Annotated in this window: 17 protein-coding genes; 10 read left to right on the forward strand and 7 right to left on the reverse strand. The window is 71.2% G+C overall.

The annotated features are described in order from the left end of the window. Window positions 1-12 precede the first annotated feature (12 nt). Entirely contained in the window at window positions 13-786 is a 774-nt protein-coding gene (locus ACFVXA_RS32920) for a hypothetical protein (RefSeq protein WP_362017571.1), read from the reverse strand. A gap of 149 nt (window positions 787-935) precedes the next feature. After that, a complete protein-coding gene (locus ACFVXA_RS32925; protein ID WP_390028100.1) occupies window positions 936-2,609 on the reverse strand; it encodes a PucR family transcriptional regulator in 1,674 nt (557 codons plus the stop codon). 401 nt (window positions 2,610-3,010) lie between these two features. Between ACFVXA_RS32925 and ACFVXA_RS32930 the strand changes: the two genes are divergently transcribed. The 6 genes from ACFVXA_RS32930 (at window position 3,011) to ACFVXA_RS32955 (ending at window position 11,467) form a co-directional block, all read left to right on the forward strand. Then, window positions 3,011-3,901: an FAD binding domain-containing protein gene (locus ACFVXA_RS32930; protein ID WP_383901200.1), complete on the forward strand. Its 891-nt coding sequence runs from the start codon at window positions 3,011-3,013 to the stop codon at window positions 3,899-3,901. After that, a complete protein-coding gene (locus tag ACFVXA_RS32935) occupies window positions 3,901-4,503 on the forward strand; it encodes a (2Fe-2S)-binding protein (protein ID WP_390028101.1) in 603 nt (200 codons plus the stop codon). The genes ACFVXA_RS32930 and ACFVXA_RS32935 overlap by 1 nt, the downstream gene beginning before the upstream one ends. A 2-nt stretch (window positions 4,504-4,505) precedes the next feature. After that, entirely contained in the window at window positions 4,506-6,893 is a 2,388-nt protein-coding gene (locus ACFVXA_RS32940) for a molybdopterin cofactor-binding domain-containing protein (protein WP_362017575.1), read from the forward strand. 296 nt (window positions 6,894-7,189) lie between these two features. Continuing rightward, a complete protein-coding gene (locus tag ACFVXA_RS32945) occupies window positions 7,190-8,647 on the forward strand; it encodes an NCS2 family permease (RefSeq protein ID WP_362017576.1) in 1,458 nt (485 codons plus the stop codon). Window positions 8,648-8,712: 65 nt separating this feature from the next. Then, window positions 8,713-9,864 carry an XdhC family protein gene (locus ACFVXA_RS32950; RefSeq protein ID WP_389757387.1) on the forward strand — a complete coding sequence of 384 codons (1,152 nt, stop codon included), beginning with the start codon at window positions 8,713-8,715 and terminating at the stop codon, window positions 9,862-9,864. Window positions 9,865-10,294: 430 nt separating this feature from the next. Continuing rightward, entirely contained in the window at window positions 10,295-11,467 is a 1,173-nt protein-coding gene (locus tag ACFVXA_RS32955; RefSeq protein WP_384025695.1) for a glycoside hydrolase family 6 protein, read from the forward strand. A 353-nt stretch (window positions 11,468-11,820) separates the two neighbouring features. Here the strand turns inward: ACFVXA_RS32955 and ACFVXA_RS32960 are convergent, their stop codons facing one another. Together ACFVXA_RS32960 and ACFVXA_RS32965 are read right to left on the reverse strand one after the other, a co-directional pair. Continuing rightward, window positions 11,821-12,261, reverse strand: a complete 441-nt coding sequence (locus ACFVXA_RS32960; RefSeq protein WP_390028102.1) for an SRPBCC family protein — start codon at window positions 12,259-12,261, stop codon at window positions 11,821-11,823. A gap of 85 nt (window positions 12,262-12,346) precedes the next feature. Continuing rightward, a complete protein-coding gene (locus ACFVXA_RS32965; RefSeq protein WP_390028103.1) occupies window positions 12,347-13,138 on the reverse strand; it encodes a polysaccharide deacetylase family protein in 792 nt (263 codons plus the stop codon). A 529-nt stretch (window positions 13,139-13,667) separates the two neighbouring features. Between ACFVXA_RS32965 and ACFVXA_RS32970 the strand changes: the two genes are divergently transcribed. Further along, window positions 13,668-14,627 (forward strand): AEC family transporter, encoded by a 960-nt coding sequence (locus tag ACFVXA_RS32970; RefSeq protein WP_383741376.1) that lies wholly within the window; start codon window positions 13,668-13,670, stop codon window positions 14,625-14,627. Between the two features lie 187 nt (window positions 14,628-14,814). Here ACFVXA_RS32970 and ACFVXA_RS32975 read toward each other — a convergent pair whose 3' ends face one another. Genes ACFVXA_RS32975 through ACFVXA_RS32985 form a run of 3 tightly spaced genes read right to left on the reverse strand, consistent with a single transcriptional unit; the run spans window position 14,815 to window position 17,345 of the window. Then, a complete protein-coding gene (locus ACFVXA_RS32975) occupies window positions 14,815-15,537 on the reverse strand; it encodes an FAD:protein FMN transferase (protein WP_362017582.1) in 723 nt (240 codons plus the stop codon). A 1-nt stretch (window position 15,538) separates the two neighbouring features. Then, window positions 15,539-15,964 (reverse strand): FMN-binding protein, encoded by a 426-nt coding sequence (locus ACFVXA_RS32980; protein WP_383901219.1) that lies wholly within the window; start codon window positions 15,962-15,964, stop codon window positions 15,539-15,541. A gap of 43 nt (window positions 15,965-16,007) precedes the next feature. After that, window positions 16,008-17,345 carry a ferric reductase-like transmembrane domain-containing protein gene (locus ACFVXA_RS32985; RefSeq protein WP_390028104.1) on the reverse strand — a complete coding sequence of 446 codons (1,338 nt, stop codon included), beginning with the start codon at window positions 17,343-17,345 and terminating at the stop codon, window positions 16,008-16,010. A 91-nt stretch (window positions 17,346-17,436) separates the two neighbouring features. Here ACFVXA_RS32985 and ACFVXA_RS32990 point away from each other — a divergent pair, with 91 nt between their 5' ends. The 3 genes from ACFVXA_RS32990 (at window position 17,437) to ACFVXA_RS33000 (ending at window position 20,009) form a co-directional block, all read left to right on the forward strand. Next, on the forward strand, window positions 17,437-18,195 hold the full coding sequence (locus ACFVXA_RS32990; protein ID WP_383741386.1) for a response regulator transcription factor: 759 nt from the start codon (window positions 17,437-17,439) through the stop codon (window positions 18,193-18,195). Further along, window positions 18,192-19,631 carry an ATP-binding protein gene (locus tag ACFVXA_RS32995; RefSeq protein ID WP_383741389.1) on the forward strand — a complete coding sequence of 480 codons (1,440 nt, stop codon included), beginning with the start codon at window positions 18,192-18,194 and terminating at the stop codon, window positions 19,629-19,631. The genes ACFVXA_RS32990 and ACFVXA_RS32995 overlap by 4 nt, the downstream gene beginning before the upstream one ends. Window positions 19,632-19,853: 222 nt before the next feature. Then, window positions 19,854-20,009, forward strand: coding sequence for a DUF6131 family protein (locus ACFVXA_RS33000; RefSeq protein WP_362017587.1), 156 nt, complete (start codon window positions 19,854-19,856; stop codon window positions 20,007-20,009). Window positions 20,010-20,177 lie beyond the last annotated feature (168 nt).

Genomic DNA, 20,177 nt, shown 5'->3' on the forward strand with positions numbered 1-20,177 from the left:
CCACCCGAGCCCTCAGGCCGTCGCCGCGGGCGGAGTCAACTGCTGCGCCAGCCAGGTGGGCACTCCCCCGAGCAGCCGGAACAACCGTCCCGCCTCGGCGCGCAGCCGGGACGCCTCCGGCTCGACCTCGGCGTCAGCCAGCGAAGCCAGCGCGGGAGCCGTACCCACCAGGTAACCCAACTCCTCCCGAATCCGCAGCGATTCGGAGAACCCGTGCCGCGCCTCCGCCAGCTCCCCGTCCCGCAGGGCGAGTCCGGCAAGGTGCCGCCAGGTGAAGGAGAGCAGAAGCGCGTCGCCGTGGGCGACCGCCCCCGCGTGGGCCCGCCGGTACGCGGCCCGCGCGGCCTGCGGCGACCGCGCGAGGTTCTCGGCGAGCAGCCCGCGCCGGAAGTCGAGGAGGGCCCGCCCGGGTCCCCCGGGCGTGAGCAGCGCGGCGGCCCGGCCGAGCGCGGCCCGCGCCTCGTCCGCCCGGTCGCGCACCCCGAGCAGCGTCGCCGCGTACGCGAGTTGCCCGCGCTCACAGGCCGCCGCGCCCCGCTCGTCGTCGCTCCGGGCCACCGCCTCCGCCGTACGCAGCGCGTCCTCGGCCTCGGCCCAGCCGTGCTCGGTGTAGAGACAGCGCTCGACGAGGAGCGAGGCTCTCTGGAGCGACGCCCCCGCCGTGTCCGGTTCGAGCAGCGCCGCCGCGTCGGCCCAGCAGGCGCGCGAGCGCAGCCGCCATACCGCGGTCTGGAGTGGATCGTCCCCTGCGTTCGTTCCGGAACCAGACATGGCGGTATGCGCCACGTTGCCCTCCCCGAGCACGCCATTGAGCTGTTGAGTGGTGGCATCTCAGCACGGATCGCGGGGCCCGGCCAAGGGGGTGGGTGAAGGATTTCACAAAGTCGTGGGACACCGGCGGCACTTGGGGACGTGCGGCCGGAGCGCCCACGACCTCAGCTCATGCGCAATGCCAGGAAGAAATCGAGCTTGTCCTCCAGGCGTGACAGGTCCCGACTCGTCAACTGCTCGATACGGCCCACCCGGTAGCGCAGCGTGTTGACGTGCAGATGAAGACGCGTCGCACAGCGCGTCCACGACCCGTCGCAGTCCAGGAACGCCTCGAGCGTGGGAATGAGTTCCGCCCGGTGGCGGCGGTCGTAATCCCGCAGCGGGTCCAGGAGCCGTGCGGTGAAGGCGCGCCGTACGTCGTCCGGCACGAAGGGGAGCAGCAGGACGTGCGAGGCCAGCTCCTGGTGCCCGGCCGCGCAGACCCGCCCGGGGCGCGCCGCGGCGACCCGGCGGGCGTGCCGGGCCTCCTCCAGGGCGCCGCGCAGCCCCTCCGCGGAGTGCACGGCGGCGCTGACGCCGAGCGTGAGCCGCCCGTCGTCGTTCAGGCCGGCCGACAGCGGGTCCCGTACGGACTCCAGGAGCGTGTCGGCGAGCAGCCCGGCCTCTGAGCCGTCGTGCTCCGTGGATACCGCCGGAAGGGGGACGAGCGCGATCGCCTCGTCACCCGTGTGGGCGACGGCGATCCGGTCGGAGTGCTCGGGGCCCGCCGACAGCGGATCGACGAGGATCTCCTCCAGGAGTGACTGGGCGACCGGGCCGCCCTCGATCTGGCCGCCCTCCCACTCGACGCGGGCCACGACCACCTGCCAGTGCGGCGCGGCGCCGAGGCCCGGCAGCAGCACCGGCGCGGCGACCCGCAGCCGCGCCGCGATCTCGGCGGGCGCGGCGCCCGTCTGCACCAGCTCCAGGACCTCCTGTGCGAGCCGCCGCCGCACCGTGCGCGCCGCGTCCCGGCGGTCCCGCTCCACCGCGATCAGCTGGGTGACGCCCTGGAGCAGGTCGAGCCGCTCCTCCGGCCAGTCCCCGGCGTCCGCCTCGACGGCGAGCAGCCAGTCGGAGAGCACCGTCTCGCGGACGTCCCGGGAGGCGCCCGTGGAGCGTCCGGAGGAGCGGACGGGGAAGAGCGAGTACGTCGTCGTGCCGACCGTCATCCGGTGCGGCCCCCGGCGCCCGGTGCGTGCCGCCGCCAGGTGCTCGGCGGCCAGCTTGGCGCACACGTCCGGCGGCAGCGCGGCCCCGGCGAGCTTCGAACCGGCGATGGGCCGGCCGGTGGGGGACAGGACCCAGGCCCGCAGGTCCAGGTCGCTGCCGAGCAGGTCCAGCACCACGTCGGGACCGCCGCCCGCCGGCCCCGAGGTCATCATCCGCCGGTGCCGGTCCACCACGGCCGCCAGATCCCCGGCGCGCTCGCCCGAGACCTGCCGTACGACGTGCTCGGTGATCGTCGCGAAGGCCACCGACTCGTTCACGGCGAACAGCGGCAGCCGGTGCCGCGCGCAGGCCAGCACCAGGTCGTCCGGGATGTCGCCCAGTTCCGCCTCACCGGCGGCGAGGGCCGCGACCCCGGCGCCCGCGAGGATGCGCACGAAGGGCTCGGAGTCGGCGGCGTCGTGCCGCCAGGCGAGGCCGGTGAGGACCAGTTCGCCGCCCGCGAGATAGCGGCTGGGGTCCTTGAGGTCGGTGGTCATCACACCGCGCACGGTGCGGTCCAGCTCGTCCTCGCCGCCGAGCAGCCGCAGGCCCAGCGCGTCGGTGTCCAGCAGTGCGCGCAGCCGCATTCTCGTCGCCGCCGTTCTTTGTCTCGAAATCTACGATGGATCAGTGGTGAGGTCCCCCGCGAGAGGGTCCTCGGGCTCCGGGGAGCGGACCCGCGGGTGCCGAGGGTCGGTGGTCCCGGCCCCTGGGCCTGTGTAGGCCTGTGTCCTGGGGTTTCGAGAGTTGTGCTCACTGTTTCCAGGGAAAAACAGAGAGGTTACTGATGACCTCCGTTCATACGAATCTACAAGATGCACGGCCTGGCCAGCCAACTCCTTCATGGTTTCGGTGACTGACCCCGGTGTTCGACGGCGCGGTGTACTGACCTCACTCCGCGTTAACAACTCATGAACGAGCCGAGCACGCCGCACACGATCTTTGGCTCAAACAGAACGACCCACGAAACGAATGAAGAGAGCCACTCATGGACTTCCTTCGCCCCGCCAGCTGGGAGGAGGCGCTCGCCGCCAAGGCAGAGCACCCCACCGCTGTGCCGATTGCGGGTGGCACCGATGTGATGGTCGAGATCAACTTCGACCACCGCCGGCCCGAGTACCTCCTTGACCTGAACCGCATCGGCGAGCTGAGCGAGTGGGAGGTCGGCGAGGGGAGCGTGCGCCTGGGCGCCTCCGTTCCGTACACCAAGATCATGGAGAGCCTGCGCGGCGAGCTCCCCGGCCTGGCCCTGGCCTCGCACACCGTGGCCTCCCCGCAGATCCGCAACCGCGGCGGCGTCGGCGGCAACCTCGGCACCGCCTCCCCGGCCGGTGACGCCCACCCCGCCCTCCTCGCGGCGGGCGCCGAGGTCGAGGTCGAGTCCGTCCGCGGCTCGCGCCTGATCCCGATCGACGAGTTCTACACCGGCGTGAAGCGCAACGCGCTCGCCCCCGACGAACTGATCAGGGCCGTCCACATCAAGAAGGCCGACGGCCCGCAGCAGTACTCGAAGGTCGGCACCCGCAACGCGATGGTGATCGCGGTGTGCGCCTTCGGTCTGGCTCTGCACCCCGAGACCCGCACGGTCCGCACCGGCATCGGCTCGGCCGCGCCGACCCCGGTCCGCGCCAAGGCCGCCGAGGAGTTCTTGAACGCGGCGCTCGACGAGGGCGGCTTCTGGGACAACGGCAAGATCATCACCCCGTCGGTCGCCAAGCAGTTCGCGGACCTGTGCTCCGCCGCCTGCAACCCGATCGACGACGTCCGGGGCACGGCGAGCTACCGCCGCCACGCGGTCGGCATCATGGCCCGCCGCACCCTGACCTGGACCTGGGAGTCCTACCGCGGCACCGCCGCCCGCACGGAGGGAGTCGCGTAATGCGCGTCAATTTCACGGTCAACGGCCGTCAGCAGGAAGCCGACGACGTCTGGGAGGGCGAGTCCCTTCTGTACGTGCTGCGCGAGCGCCTGGGCCTGCCGGGTTCCAAGAACGCCTGTGAGCAGGGCGAGTGCGGTTCCTGCACGGTCCGCCTCGACGGCGTGCCGGTCTGTTCGTGTCTGGTCGCCGCCGGTCAGGTCGAGGGCCGCGAGGTCGTCACGGTCGAGGGGCTCGCGGACTTCGCCAAGCAGCGCGCCGAGCGCGGCGGTTGCGCCACCGGCGCCTGCGGCACCTCAGCGAAGCCCGGCACGACGCTCGACGAGGCCAAGCAGTGGGCCGCCAAGGGCCAGGACTCGCAGACCGGCGAGGGCGGCGAACTCTCGCCCGTCCAGCAGGCGTTCATCGACGCCGGCGCCGTGCAGTGCGGCTTCTGCACCCCCGGTCTGCTGGTCGCGGCGGACGAGATGCTGGAGCGCACCCCGAACCCGACCGACGCGGACATCCGCGAGGCGCTCTCGGGCAACCTGTGCCGTTGCACCGGCTACGAGAAGATCATGGACGCGGTCCGTCTGGCGGCCGCGCGGCAGTCTGAGGCGGTCTGACCATGGGAACCACGGGTACGCCCACCAAAATCACGCAGGGCACCAAGTCCAAGGGCGGCATCGGCGAGTCCACGCTGCGCCCGGACGGCACCCTCAAGGTCACCGGCGAGTTCGCGTACTCGTCCGACATGTGGCACGAGGACATGCTGTGGGGCCAGATCCTGCGCTCCACCGTCGCGCACGCCGAGATCGTGTCCATCGACACGAGTGAGGCCCTCAAGACGCCGGGCGTCTACGCCGTCATGACGTACGACGACCTGCCCACCGACGTGAAGAACTACGGCCTGGAGATCCAGGACACCCCGGTCCTCGCGAACGGCAAGGTCCGCCACCACGGTGAGCCGGTCGCGATCGTCGCCGCCGACCACCCGGAGACCGCGCGCCGCGCCGCCGCCAAGATCAAGGTGGAGTACAAGGAGCTGCCGGTCATCACGGACGAGGCGTCCGCGACCGCGCCCGACGCGATCCTGATCCACGAGGGTCGCGACGACCACCACATCGGCCATGTCCCGCACCCGAACATCGTGCACCGCCAGCCGATCATCCGCGGCAACGTCGAGGAAGCCGCCAAGAAGGCCGACTTCATCGTCAAGGGCGAGTACACCTTCGGCATGCAGGACCAGGCCTTCCTCGGCCCGGAGTCCGGCCTCGCCGTGCCGTCCGAGGACGGCGGCGTCGAGCTCTACATCGCCACCCAGTGGCTGCACTCCGACCTCAAGCAGATCGCCCCGGTGCTCGGTCTGCCCGAGGACAAGGTCCGGATGACGCTCTCCGGCGTCGGCGGCGCGTTCGGCGGCCGCGAGGACCTGTCGATGCAGATCCACGCCTGCCTGCTGGCGCTGCGCACCGGCAAGCCGGTGAAGATCGTCTACAACCGCTTCGAGTCCTTCTTCGGGCACGTCCACCGCCACCCCGCGAAGCTCTACTACGAGCACGGGGCGACCAAGGAGGGCAAGCTCACGCACCTGAAGGCGCGCATCGTCCTGGACGGCGGCGCCTACGCGTCGGCCTCCCCGGCGGTCGTCGGCAACGCCTCCTCGCTGGGCGCCGGCCCGTACGTCATCGACAACGTCGACATCGAGGCCGTCGCCCTCTACACCAACAACCCGCCCTGCGGCGCCATGCGCGGCTTCGGCGCGGTCCAGGCGTGCTTCGCGTACGAGGCGCAGATGGACAAGCTCGCCGACAAGGTGGGCATGGACCGGGTCGCGTTCCGTCAGCTCAACGCGATGGAACAGGGGACCATCATGCCGACGGGCCAGCCCGTCGACTCGCCCGCCCCGGTCGCCGAACTCCTGCGCCGCGTCAAGGCGATGCCGCTGCCGCCGGAGCAGCAGTGGCTCGCGGCCGGCGAGCAGGCCGACGTACGGCAGCTGCCGGGCGGCCTGTCCAACACCACGCACGGTGAAAGCGTCGTACGTGGTGTGGGCTACGCGGTCGGCATCAAGAACGTCGGCTTCTCCGAGGGCTTCGACGACTACTCGACCGCCAAGGTCCGCATGGAGGTCGTGGGCGACGAGCCCGTCGCCACCGTGCACACCGCGATGGCGGAGGTCGGCCAGGGCGGTGTCACCGTCCACGCGCAGATCGCCCGCACCGAGCTGGGCGTCACCCAGGTGACGATCCACCCGGCGGACACGCAGGTGGGCAGCGCCGGTTCGACGTCCGCGTCGCGTCAGACGTACGTCACCGGTGGCGCCGTCAAGAACTCCTGCGAGCTGGTGCGCGAGAAGGTCCTGGAGATCGGCCGGCGCAAGTTCGGTACGTACCACCCGGCTTGGGCCACCGCCGAACTGCTCCTGGAGGGCGGCAAGGTCGTCACCGACGGCGGCGAGGTCCTCGCCGACCTGGTGGACGTACTCGACGGCGAGGTCGTCGAGATCGAGGCCGAGTGGCGGCACCGTCCGACCGAGCCCTTCGACCTGCGTACCGGCCAGGGCTTCGGCCACGTCCAGTACACCTTCGCCGCGCACCGCGCGGTGGTCGAGGTGGACACCGAGCTCGGCCTGGTCAAGGTCATCGAACTGGCCTGCGCCCAGGACGTCGGCAAGGCGCTCAACCCGCTGTCCGTCATCGGCCAGATCCAGGGCGGCACCACCCAGGGCCTGGGCGTGGCGGTCATGGAGGAGATCATCGTCGACCCCAAGACGGCCAAGGTCAGGAACCCCTCCTTCACGGACTACCTGATCCCCACCATCCTCGACACGCCGACCATCCCCGTCGACGTGCTCGAACTCGCCGACGACCACGCCCCGTACGGGCTCCGTGGCATCGGCGAGGCCCCGACCCTGTCGTCCACCCCGGCCGTCCTCGCGGCGATCCGGAACGCGACGGGTCTGGAGCTCAACCGCACACCGGTACGCCCGGAGCACCTCACGGGCACCGCGTAAGGCCTACCGGGCAAGGCTCTCCGGGCGGCGCAGGGAACGTCACACTTCGCCGCGCCGCCCGGAGTACTCAAGCACCGCACCGCTCGCGGAACTTGAACACATCAGCAGGACAGCAGGGCCAAGCAGGACCAGGCAGAACCCAGCAATACCAGCAGCAGTACCCATCGTTCGTCTCGGGCCGTCCCCCGGGTCGTGCGGCCGAAGCACCTTCCCAAATCCCGCAGCCACACTCGTGGTCGACCAGCCGTCAGGGCGGCTGACGCGGGTGTCCCTTTGAACCTTGGGAGTAGGCCCACATGACCCAGCAGTCACTGGAGCCGAAGACCGCCGCGGAGGACGCGGGCACGGGTAGCCGTGTCCCGGCCGGACGGTCTTGGCTCGACCGGTACTTTCACATATCCCAGCGGGGAAGCACGATCGCGACTGAGGTGCGCGGCGGCGTCACGACCTTCATGGCGATGGCGTACATCCTGCTGCTCAACCCCCTCATCCTGTCCGGCAAGGACGCGGCGGGGGACACGCTCGGCCAGAAGGCCCTGATCACCGCGACCGCGTTCGCGGCGGCCTTCACCACGCTTCTCATGGGCTTCGTCGGCAAGGTGCCGCTCGCTCTCGCCGCCGGACTCTCCGTCTCCGGTGTGCTCTCCTCCCAAGTAGCTCCGCAGATGACCTGGCCGCAGGCCATGGGCATGTGTGTGATGTACGGCGTCGTGATCATGCTCCTGGTCGTCACCGGGCTGCGCGAGATGATCATGAACGCGATTCCGCTGGCGCTCAAGCACGCGATCACCATGGGCATCGGCCTGTTCGTCGCGCTGATCGGCCTGGTGAAGGCCGGCTTCGTCCACCAGGGCAAGTCGACCCCGGTCACCCTCGGTCCGACCGGTGAACTCGCCGGCTGGCCGGTGCTGCTCTTCGCGGCGACCCTGCTCCTGATCTTCATGCTCCAGGCGCGTGGCATCCCCGGTGCCATCCTCATCGGCATCCTCTCCGGCACGGTGGTGGCCGTCGTCCTCAACGGGCTCGGCGTCATCGACCCCAAGCAGTGGGCCAGCGGCGCCCCCGAGCTGCACGGCAGCGCGGTCTCGATGCCGGACTTCTCACTCTTCGGCAACGTCGAGTTCGGCGGCTGGGGCAAGGTCGGCGCGATGACGGTCGGCATGATCGTCTTCACCCTCGTGCTCGCCGGGTTCTTCGACGCGATGGCCACCATCATCGGCGTCGGCACGGAGGCCAAACTGGCCGACGCGCAGGGCCGGATGCCGGGCCTGTCGAAGGCGCTGTTCATCGACGGCGCGGGCGGTGCGGTCGGCGGTGTCGCCGGCGCGTCCGGCCAGACCGTCTTCGTCGAGTCGGCGACCGGCGTCGGCGAGGGTGCCCGTACGGGCCTCTCCTCGGTCGTCACCGGCCTGTTCTTCGCGGCGTGCCTCTTCTTCACCCCGCTGACGGCGATCGTCCCCGGCGAGGTCGCGGCAGCGGCGCTGGTCGTCATCGGCGCCATGATGATGATGAACGCCCGCCATGTGGACTGGGCCGACCGCGCCACCGCGATCCCGGTCTTCCTGACCGTGGTGATCATGCCGTTCACGTACTCCATCACCGCGGGCGTCGCGGCCGGAGTCATCAGTTACGTCGCCATCAAGATCGCCCAGGGCAAGGCCCGGGAGATCGGGGCGTTCATGTGGGGCCTGACGACGATCTTCCTCGTCTACTTCGCCCTGAACCCGATAGAGAGCTGGATGGGCGTCCACTGACGCCCCGGGCCCGGTGGTCGCACCGGGCCCGCCCGCCACGCAACCGCTGTTAAGGAGACCCAGACATGCTGGACATCGCCGAAGAGCTGCACCGGTGGGTCGAGCAGGGACGCGACTTCGCCGTCGCCACCGTGGTGGCCGTCGGCGGCAGCGCACCCCGCCAGCCGGGCGCGGCCCTCGCCGTCGACTCCCACGGCACGGCGATCGGCTCGGTCTCCGGCGGTTGCGTGGAGGGCGCCGTCTACGAACTGTGCCAACAGGCTCTGGAGGACGGCGAAACGGTCCTCGAACGCTTCGGCTACAGCGACGAGGACGCCTTCGCCGTCGGCCTCACCTGCGGCGGCATCATCGACATCCTGGTCACCCCGGTCCGCTCAGGCGACCCGGCCCGGCCGGTGCTCACGACCGCGCTGGCCGCCGCCGCGACAGGGGAGGCGGCGGCGGTCGCGCGGATCGTGTCGGGACCGGCCGAGCTGATGGGCCGCGCTCTCGTCGTACGCCCCGACGGCTCGTACGAGGGCGGGTTCGGCGCCCACCCGGAACTGGACCGCACGGTGGTCGGCGAAGCGGCGGCCTTCCTGGACGCGGGGCGCACCGGCACCCTGGAGATAGGAGTGCAGGGCTCTCGTTGCGGAGCACCGCTCACGGTGCTGGTGGAGTCCTCGGTCCCGCCGCCCCGCATGATCGTCTTCGGCGCGATCGACTTCGCGTCGGCGCTGGTCCGTATCGGCAAGTTCCTCGGCTACCGCGTCACGGTCTGCGACGCCCGCCCGGTCTTCGCGACCGCCACCCGCTTCCCCGAGGCCGACGAGATCGTCGTCGAGTGGCCCCACACGTACCTGGACCGCACCGAGGTCGACTCCCGAACAGTGCTGTGCGTCCTCACCCACGACGCCAAATTCGACGTCCCCCTGCTTCAGCTCGCACTGCGACTGCCGGTCGCGTACGTCGGCGCGATGGGCTCCCGCCGCACGCACCTCGACCGGAACGAGCGGCTGCGCGAAGTCGGCGTGACCGAGATGGAGTTGGCGCGGCTCAGGTCCCCGATCGGACTCGACCTCGGTGCCCGTACACCGGAGGAGACGGCCCTGTCCATCGCCTCGGAGATCGTCGCCCACCGGCGCGGCGGCAGCGGCGTTTCGCTCACGGGCGCGCACACCCCGATCCACCACGACGGGGAGTCGGTGCCGGCGGGGCGGATCGGGTCGGTGGCCTGACCGGTTCATGCGAGAGGGCGCCTGCCACTGACCGTGGCGGGCGCCCTTTCGCATGCCGCCGTCGCCGTCGCCGTCGCCGTCGCCGTGTGTCGCGGGCGTGAAGGAACCCCGTGCCGCGGGGGTCGCACGGAGCGTGGGTCGTGTGCTGGGTCGGATCTTGTGCCGCAGGTAGCGAGCAGGGCGTGGGCTGCGTGCTGTGTCGGACCGCGTGGCGCGGGTGTCGCACGGACCTTGTGCCGCGTGCTGTGTCGGACCGCGTGGCGCGGGTGTCGCACGGACCTTGTGCCGCGTGCTGTGACGAACCTTGTGGCGCGGGTGTCGCACGAACCCCGTGCCGGATGTATTGACGCGGGCATGACCCTCGGCGAGTCTCCTGTGGGAGCGCTCCCGCAAGTCCCCGGTGACCGTTGCGACCCAGGAGTGAACCCAGATGAGACGTGCTTCGACATGGCTTGCCGCTCTCTGCGTCGGGCTGACGGCCCTCTTCGGCATCCCACCCGCACGGGCCGCCGACACCATCGATCACGGCCCCGCCCTCTACGTGCCCGACGCCAACCCGAAGGCGTACCAGCAGGCGATCGACCTCGCCCACGCCGGCCGATTCCTCGACGCGGCGGGCGTCCTGGCCATGGTGAACACCCCGCAGGCCGTCTGGTTCGGCGACCAGTCCCCGGCCCAGGTGGAGCGGCTGATCCGGGGTGTGGTCCGCGACGCGGACCGCGCTGACGCGATCCCGGTGCTCGCGCTCTACAACATCCCCGGCCGCGACTGCTCCAACTACTCCGCGGGCGGCGCGGCCGACACGGCGGAGTACAAGCAGTGGATCGACGCGGTGGCGCGGGGGATAGGGGGCCGCGCCGCGATCGTCACCCTCGAACCCGATGCCCTCGCGCTACTGCCCTCCGACTGCGGCCAGGACGACGCGCAGGGCACCAAGACCGCCGCGCGGTACCTGGAGGTCAACTACGCGGTGGACAAGCTGGAGCCCCTGGCCGGGACGCGGGTCTATCTCGACACCGGGCACCCGGGCTGGCACACCGTCAACTCCATCGTGCCGCGCCTGATCAAGGGCGGCGTCGCGCACGCCTCCGGCTTCTACACCAACGCCTCGAACTACAACACCGACGACGCCAACTCCTGGTACGGGAAGCTGATTTCGTCGTGTCTGGCGTACGTCGACGGGGGCGGCGACGTCGCCGAGTGCCCCCACCAGTGGTGGCCGCGGGCCGATGCGCAGGCCTGGCTCGACGCGCATGTGCACACGCCCCCGTCCCGGATGAAGCACTTCGTCACCGACTCCAGCCGCAACGGCCAGGGCCCGTGGACGCCACCCGCCGCCACCTATCCGGATCCGCAGGACTGGTGCAACCCACCGAACCGGGGCCTCGGCGCCCGCCCCACGCTGCGCACCGGCGACCCCCTGCAGGACGCCCGACTGTGGATCAAGACACCCGGCGAGTCGGACGGGCTGTGCCTGCGCGGTACGCCGGGACCCGAGGATCCCGAGCGCGGCATGATCGACCCGGCAGCCGGGGACTGGTTCCCCGAACAGGCCCTGGAGCTCGTGCGGTTCGCCCAGCCACCGATCTTCGGAGGGGCCTGACGCCCGTAGCGGCCGGCGATCGGCGGCTGCGGCCGGGGGCGAGGGCGGGGGCGAGTGCTGGGGCGGGGGCTGGGGCTGGGGCTGGGGTATGCGGGTTGGGGGCCGGGCGCCGGGCGCCGGGGGCGGAGGGCTGAAGGCTGGGGTACGCGGGATGGGGGCTGAGGGCTGAGAGCTGGGGTACGCGGGATGGCGGCCGGAGGCTGAAGCTGGAGGGCTGGAGGGCTGGAGGGCTGGAGGGCTGGAGGGCTGGAGGGCTGGAGGGCTGGAGGGCTGGAGCGCTGGAGGAATGGAAGGCTGGAGGGTCGAGGGGCGACAGAGGCGCCGGGAGTCGCGACGCAGACCGCCGCACGCCCTCACCCCCGCCGCAGCAGCCCGTCCATCGCCCTCCCGAACATCCACCGCGCGGCCCACCCCAGCGGTCGATCGGCGATCCCGGGCAGCCACCGCACGCTCAGGTCCTCCCGCCAGACCACCCGCGAGCCCCCGCCGGCCGCCGGGTGCACCTCGATCTCGGTCCAACCCGTCACGGACCTGCCGTGTTTGACCAGCCGGCACTTCCCCGGGCCCCCGACCTCCGGCGGCTGCCAGGCCGCCACCTCCATCGGGTCGTCGAACGCGACGGGCCCCACCCCCGAGCGCGCCACGAACACCGTGCCCTGCCGCGTCGGCGGGGGCGTGCGCACGGTGACGCGGGTCAGCGGTACGACGTCCGCGTGCCGGGGCCAGTCGGTGAGGCGCCGCCAGCTCTGGTCGACGGGATGGGGAGTCACGCGCTCCAGCAGGAAAAGGACCACGGGGTGATCGTAGGCAGTCGGCCCGAAGATGAGAGGGGTACGGCTCGCTTGACACCCCGCCGTGAGGGCGAGGGCGAGGGACCCGTCAAGGCCGGTACACGGTCCCCGGCTCGGCCTTCCCCGGCGCCAGTAGCTGCGGCACCGTCACGAACACGTACCCCCGTTCCTTGAGGGCGTCGATGATCCCGGGCACGGCGGGCACGGTGCCCGGGTAGATGTCGTGCAGCAGGATGATCCCGTCCCGGGACGACTGCTGCAGCACGCGCTTGTGGATCAGCTTCGGGTCGCTCGTCCTGTAGTCCTTGGCGGTCACGCTCCACAGGACCTCGGAGAGTCCCATTTCGCGGCTGATCCTGTGCACCGTGTCGTTCGTCCGCCCCTGCGGCGGCCGCATCAGGGTCGGCCTGTGCCCGGTGAGCTTGTCTATCGCGTCGTTGGTCTTCCGCAGCTCCTCGCGTATCTGCTCCGGCTTGATCCGGGTCAGGATCTTGTGGTCCCACGTGTGGCTCGCCACCTCGTGTCCCTCGTCGGCCATCCGCTTGACCAGCTCGGGGTACTTCGCGATGTGCCGCTTGCCGAGCAGGAAGAACGTCGCCGGGACCTGCTTCTCCTTGAGGATGTCGAGCAACCGGGCCGAGTGCTCGCTCGGGCCGGCGTCGAAGGTCAACGCGATGCACTTGGCCTTCCGGCAGTCCACCGTCCCGAAGCGGCCCTGCCCATCGGCCGCGGGCTGCGCGCGGACGGCGCTCGGCGCGGTGGTGGGGACGGTCGTGCACCCCGTCAGCGCCAGGGCCAGCGCGACGACGGCGGACAACGCGGTCGTCACCGTACGGAACCTGGCACCCGGTCTTTTCGTCTTCGTGGTCAGAGAAGGCATGCGGCGACTATACATGCGGTGTATACGCTGAGTTTATAGCCCCTCGTGCTGCGGGAATCGCCCCGGCCCCACCTCCGGCTCCGCAGGTGACCGGTGAGCGCGACGGTGGGCTCTTACAGGTCCTGCTATCAGAGCGTGACCTTCCGGCCGGTCCGTGCCGCGTCCCGGATCTGCTCCAGCATGCGGTGCCGCCGGACGGCGTGCGGGAAGTGGGGACGCCGTCCGTTTCCGGCGCGAGGCGCCCGGTGATCTGCTCGCGCAGCAGCGCGTACTGGTGGACGACGTTGGAAGTTGACGTCATGTATGCACCCCGCTGGTTCCCGGTTCGCCTGCTCTCACGTCAAGCCCTGCACCCCCGCATCTCTTCTGTCCCTTCTCGGGCCGCCCGCTGGACGCACCGAAACGGGCACGGATCACGGCTGGGGTGTCGTGGCAGGCCGGGGCCACCGGCCGGGGGCGGAAACTCCGTGATCCGGAAGCTGATCACCGGATACCGTGCCCTCACTGACGCCGGGGAGGCTGTACGTCCATGGGGGCACTGACCGCACTGGAGAAACTCGTACCGGTCGTCATGGCCTTCGGCTGCGGAGTCCTGCTCGCGCGCCGCAAGGTCGTGCCCGCGGACAGCTCGCGGGCCTTCGCCGACTACGCGTTCCTCTTCGCGGTCCCCTGTTACCTCTTCGGCAACATCTACAGCAGCGACCTGGGCGCCCTCTTCGACTGGCGCGCCATCCTGGCGTACGCGACCACGGCCGCGCTCGCGGTGCTCACGATCGGAGTCCTCGCGGGCCTGGGCGGCGTACGCGATCCCCGGGGCGTGGCGCTGCGCATCATGGCCGGGGTCCAGGTGAACACGGCCTACTTCGCCGTACCGGTGTTCATCACGCTCTTCGGGAACGCCGCCCCGATCTTCCCGGTGCTGCTGTTCCAGGTCTGCGTGCTGACCCTGGTCATCATCTCGATCATGGAGCTGGGCCGGCCCGAACGCGACGCCGGCCCGGGGACGGGCCCCCGGCTGCTGCTGCGCGCCGTCGGGGCCTCCCTCGGCACGCCGCTCGTCCTCGCCTGCAACGCGGGCATCCTGCTCAATCTGCTGTCGCTGCATGTGCCGAAGGCGGTGTTGGACGGCTTCTCGTTCGTCGGTGACAGCGCGTCCCCTGTCGCGCTGTTCGCCCTCGGGCTGCACCTGGGCGGCAGCGGACTCACCGTGCGGGGCACCACCCGGGAGGAGATCGGGCTCATAGCCTTCAAGTGCGTGGTCTTTCCTCTGATGACCTGGGCGGTCTGCGCCGGCGTCTTCGGCGTCGACGGCGACTGGCTGAAGTACCTCGTGCTCATCGCCGCGATGCCGGCCCCGCAGAACCTGTTCATCTTCGCCCAGCGCTACGACGTCGGCGTCGACATGTCGGCGTCCCTCGTGATCAAGAGCTCGGTCGCGGCCCTTTTCCTGCTCCCGCTGTGGATGCAGTGGGCGGTGCACATGGGGTGAGCGGCACCCACCACCTCGTAGGGCCACGTCATCCTCGTAACTCCTCGTAACTCCTTGTACGAAAGGCGGTTCCGCCCGGCGGAGGCGGAGGCGGAGGCGGAGGCGGAGGCGGAGGCGGAGGCGGAGGCGGAGTCGGAGGCGGAGCCGGGACGCGTACGGCGGTCGCGGGCCGCCCGAACCGCGGTGCTCAGCAGGCGACGGGGAAACCGGCGGTACGCAGCACCTCGCGCTCGGCGTCGACGGCGAACACCTCACAGCCCTCCCGCGCGGCGGCCCAGTCGACGCCTTCCGCGCCCAGGGCGAACGCCGCCGTCGCCGTCGCGTCCGCCTCGGTCAGCGACGGCGCCACGACCGTGACGCTGAGCAGCCCGGTCGCCGGACGGCCGGTGCGCCCGTCGAGGATGTGATCGCCCCGCTCGTACCGCGCGGAGGTCGCCACCGCGCCGTCGGTGACCTCCACCACCGTGCACAGCCGGTCGGCCCGTTCGGGATGCCGCACTCCCACCCGCCAGGGGCCGCCGTACGTCACCACATCGCCACCGGCGTTAAGGCAGAACCTCCTCGCCCCCCGCGCCGCCAGCAGCTCCGCCGCCCGCTGCACCGCCCAGCCCTTCACCATCGCGCAGGGGTCGAGACCGCGGCCGGGCAGCCGTACGTCGAAGGCGCCGCGGCTCGCGACCCGGTACTCCTCGCACAGATCCAGGACTTCGACCAGCTCGGGGCTGAGCTCATCGGCCCTCAGCTCGCCCCGGTCCAGGCGGGACACCTCGCTGTCCGCGCGGAAGGGACTGAACCGGGCGTCGACCTCGCGCAGCCACGCGAACACCGGGTCCGCGGCCGCCGCGACGGCATCCTCGTCGTCGATCCGCAGCGAGACCGGGAACCCCATGACGTGTTCGACGCGGCGCACCTCACGCGCCCTTCGCGTCGAGGGCGGCCTGGAGCGAGGTGGCGTATCCCTCGCTGGTGATCGTGGCGCCGGACACCGTGTCGATGTCGGCACTCTGCGCCTGGAGCGTCTCCTTGATCAGCTTCGGTACGGCGGCCGCGGTCTGCGGGTGGTTCGGCTGCTGGAGCATGCGGACGGAGCTGATCCTGTCGCCCTCGAAGGTCACCTCCACCTGCACGGGGCCCTTCGAGGTGCTGACGGTGCTGCCCTGGACGACCTGGGAGGCCGAGGACGACGCGGCGGAAGGAGACGCGGCCGACGACGAGGGAGCCGGGGTGGGCTCGGCGGCCTCCGTGGTGGTCGACGTCGTGTCGGCCGACGGCGCGTAGCGCCACAGCGGGATCAGACCCGCGACGGTCAGGGCCAGGACGGGCAGTGCACGCTTCACTGGGGTTTTCTCGCTTCCCTCATCGGGGTTTCTCTCACTCGCCTCATCCGGCCAGGCTGAAGCGCTCGGCGTGTATCTGCTGCTTGGGCACGCCCAGGTCGCGCAGGGTGCGCAGGACGGCTCCGGTCATGCCGGGCGGCCCGCAGACGAAGACGTCCCGCTCGGCCACGTCCGGCACGAGCCGGGCGAGTTCGCGGGGCGCCAGCTTGTCGGGCGTGGCGGGGCCGGTGACCAGATGCAGCTCGGCGCCCCTGACGTCCGCGAGTTCCCGCAGCTCCTCGAGGAGTACGGCGTCCCGGTCCGTGGCCACCCGGTAGATGAGGACCACATGGCCGTACAACTCCTCCAGCAGCGCCCGGATCGGGGTGATGCCCACACCGCCGGCGATCAGCAGGGTGTCCGGCCGGGTCCGGTGGAGCGTGGTGAACGCGCCGTACGGGCCCTCGGCGAACACCCGTGTCCCGACCCGGAGATGGCGCAGCGCCGCGGTGCCGTCCCCGGCCGTCTTGGCGGTCAGCCGCAGCCCGCGGCCGTCCGGCGCCGCCGACAGGGAGAACGGATTGGCCTGCCACCAGCGGTCCTTGGTGAGGAACCGCCACAGGAAGAACTGGCCGGCCCGCGCGGGCAGCCGGTCCAGATCCCGGCCCGTGATGTAGACCGACACGACGTGGTCGGATTCCGGCACGACGGCCGAGACCCGCAGCTGGTGCCGCAGGTTCCGCCACACCGGAAGCACCACGCGCCCCAGGAACACCGAGCCGAGTGCCATCCCCCACAGCCCCCACCAGTAGGCGGTGGCCGCGGACGACGACGTGAAGGTCGTACCGGCCGCGACCTGGTGCGTGAACGCCAGCACCACCGCCACGTACGCGTAGAGGTGGATGAAGTGCCAGGTCTCGTACGCCAGTCGGCGCCGGGCGAAGCGCGCCGACACCGCACCGATCACGAGGATCAGGGTCAGCGCGGCGATCGCCCGCAGCACGCCCTCGACCGTCGTGGCCAGCTCGACCAGCTCGTCCACCGGCCCCGCCGAGGACGGCTGCGCGTAGCCGAAGATGATGAAGACCGCGTGGCCCAGCAGCGTCCACAGCAGACCGAAGCCGACCCAGCGGTGCCAGGAGGTCAGCCGGTCCATGCCGATCCGGCGGTCGAGCCAGGGCAGCCGGGCGATCAGCAGCAGTTGGAACGCCATCAGCAGCGCGCCGTACAGCCCGGCCAGCCGGCCCACCACGATCAGGGCGTTCGAGGCGAACCCCGCCTGGACGAAGAACACGGTCACCACGACCGCGTTCGTCGCCAGCAGGGCGTAGAGACCGGTGCGGGCCACCACCTTCGGGCGCACCACCGTGGGAGGCGGCTGGACACGTTCGACCGTGGTCACGGAGGGCAACTCCTCGTTCGGTGGTGGGGACACCGAGCCTGCCCGGTGGGAGCTGTCGTTTTCCTGTCGGACAACTTTCAAGTCTTTATCGATGTGGATCACGGAGGACCGCAGGTATGGCCTCGGGAGACAGGTAACGCACTATGGGCAGGTGGAAAAAGTGCGCCTGCTGGTCGTGGACGACGACCCTCCCATCGCCGACCTGGTGGCGACGGTCGCCCGCTACGAGGGCTGGGAGGCCGTCACCGCGTACTCCGGCGAGGATGCGCTGCGCCGGGCCGCGGAGTTCCACCCCGACATCGTGGTGCTCGACCTGATGCTGCCGGGGCTCGACGGGTTCGCCGTACTGGACCGGCTGCGGCAGTCCGGGACGATGGTGCCGGTGGTGTTCCTCACCGCGCGGGACGGCGTCGCCGACCGGGTCGCCGGGCTGACCCGGGGCGGCGACGACTACCTGGTCAAACCGTTCGCGGTGGAGGAGCTCATGGCCCGGCTGCGCACCGTGCTGCGCCGCAGCGCCGGACCCGGCTTCCAGCGGTCCGTGCTCCGGGTGGCGGACCTGACGATGGACGAGGACACCCACGAGGTGCGGCGCGGCGACCGGCCGCTCACGCTCACCCCCACCGAGTACGAGGTGCTGCGCTACCTCATGCGCAAGTCGCCCACCGTGCTGACCAAGGCCCAGATCCTCGACCACGTCTGGGAGTACGGCTTCGGCGGCCGCTCCAATGTGGTGGAACTGGTCGTCAGCCGACTGCGCCGCAAGCTCGACGGCGTCGACGCCGGCGGTGCGCCGCTCATCCACACCGTGCGGGGCGTCGGATACGTGGTGCGGCAGGTCGCCGGGTGATCCGCCGCCTGTGGGGGACCCACCGCAGACTGCGCCTGGGCACCCGGCTGGCCCTGGGGATGGGCGTGCTGTCCCTCGTCGTGTTCGCGTTCGTCGGCTCGGCCCTCACGATGTACATGCGGGACTACCTGGAGCGGCAGCTGGGCGAGCAGATGAAGCTCGTCCAGGTCGCCCAGTCCAAGGACGCCCAGGCACACAGCACCGTGCAACGGCAGCCGTACTACGGCTGGTACACCGCCGTGTACGACGTCAAGGGCGGCACCGCCGTGCTCCGCAAGCCCGCCGACGTGCCGGCCGACTCCGCCGTCCTCGCCGCCACCGCCGAGGCGCTGCCGCCCGCGGGCTCCGACGAGATCCTGCGCACCGCGGACATCGCTGGCAAGGGCATGTACAAGCTGCGCGCCTGCGAGGTCGAGCCCGGCGTCGTCCTGGTCACCGCCGCCCCCATGAACAACCTCCAGGCCACCATGCGACAGCTGATCACGGTCCAGGTCATCGCCTTCGCGGCCGCCCTGCTGACGCTCGTCGTGCTCGGCCGGGCGGTGCTGCGGCGCGGCCTGAAGCCGATCAGCGACATGGCGCACACGGCCCGCGGGATCACCTCGCACGACTTCACCGACTCCGCGCGGCTGCCGGTACGCGCCGACGGCGGCAGCGGCGGACCGGAGGTCGAGGAGCTGCGCACCGCTTTCAACACCATGCTGGAACACATCGACGACTCCCTCGCCGTGCGCACCGAGGCCGAACAGCGGCTGCGCCGCTTCGTCGCCGACGCCTCGCACGAGCTGCGTACACCTCTGATGTCGGTACGCGGCTACGCGGACCTCTTCCAGTACGCCGCCGCCAACGCGCCCGAGGAACGCGAGAAGCACCTGGCCAGGCTGCGCGCCGAGGCGGCCAGGATGGGCGTCCTCCTCGACGACCTGCTGCTGCTCGCCCGCCTGGACGCCGCCGAGGTGGAGACGCCGGTGCGGCTGGAGGACGCGGACCTCGCGGAGCTGACGCGCGAGGCGGCGGACGCCTTCCGCGCGGGGCACCCGGACCGCGAACTGACGGCGACGATCGGCTCCGACCCGGTGCGACTGCGGTTGGATCCCCTGCGCATCCGGCAGGTCCTCGACAACCTGCTCACCAACGCCGCCGTGCACACCCCGGCCGGTACACGGGTGCGCGTGGAGCTGTCCGTCACGGCCGACTCGGCGGTCGTCAGGGTCGCCGACTCGGGGCCCGGCATCCCGGCCGCCGACCAGGAGCGCGTCTTCGACCGCTTCTACCGCGTCGACAAGGCCCGCAGCCGCGACCGCGGCGGCAGCGGGCTCGGTCTCGCCGTCGCCCGCTCACTGGTCCGCGCCCACGGCGGCACCGTCGAACTGACCAGCCGCCCGGGCTCGACGGCCTTCACGCTCAGAATCCCGCGGCCGCGCGCCTCGGAGTAGCCGGATGGCCCGGCATGAGAATCCGCCGGGGTCTCTGGCTTTTCCCCACCCAGGGGGGTCCCTGTTCCCCTCCCGGGGGGTCCCTGTCCCCCTTCCGGGGTCCCTGTTCCCCACCCGGCGGGCACCGATTTTTCTTCTGCGTGCACAGGATTTCGTCCGCGTGTCACACCTTCGCGAGGGGGTACTCGGCGCTGAGGGGGTTCTAGTGCTCTGGAGGCCACCATGATCATCCTGGGGATCATTCTCCTGGTCGTCGGATTCCTCACGGGAATCGGCATTCTGTGGACGATAGGAATCGTCCTGCTGGTCATCGGACTCATCCTCTGGATTCTCGGCGGGGTCGGTCACGCCGTGGGTGGCCGTCGCCACTACTGGTGAGGTCCGTTTCCGCTGGACTAGGTCCGGCGGGACGGCCAGGCCGACGGTGCCGCTCGTTCGCGCAGTGCGGGCGGCACCGCCTCGATGCCCGCGGCCGGCTCGACGGCTCGACCCCGCTGCTGCCGCTGCCGTCCCGTCAGCTCGACTGCCGCTGCCGTCCCGTCAGCT

This window comes from Streptomyces sp. NPDC058246, from assembly GCF_042881985.1.
In the GTDB taxonomy this organism is placed as follows: domain Bacteria; phylum Actinomycetota; class Actinomycetes; order Streptomycetales; family Streptomycetaceae; genus Streptomyces.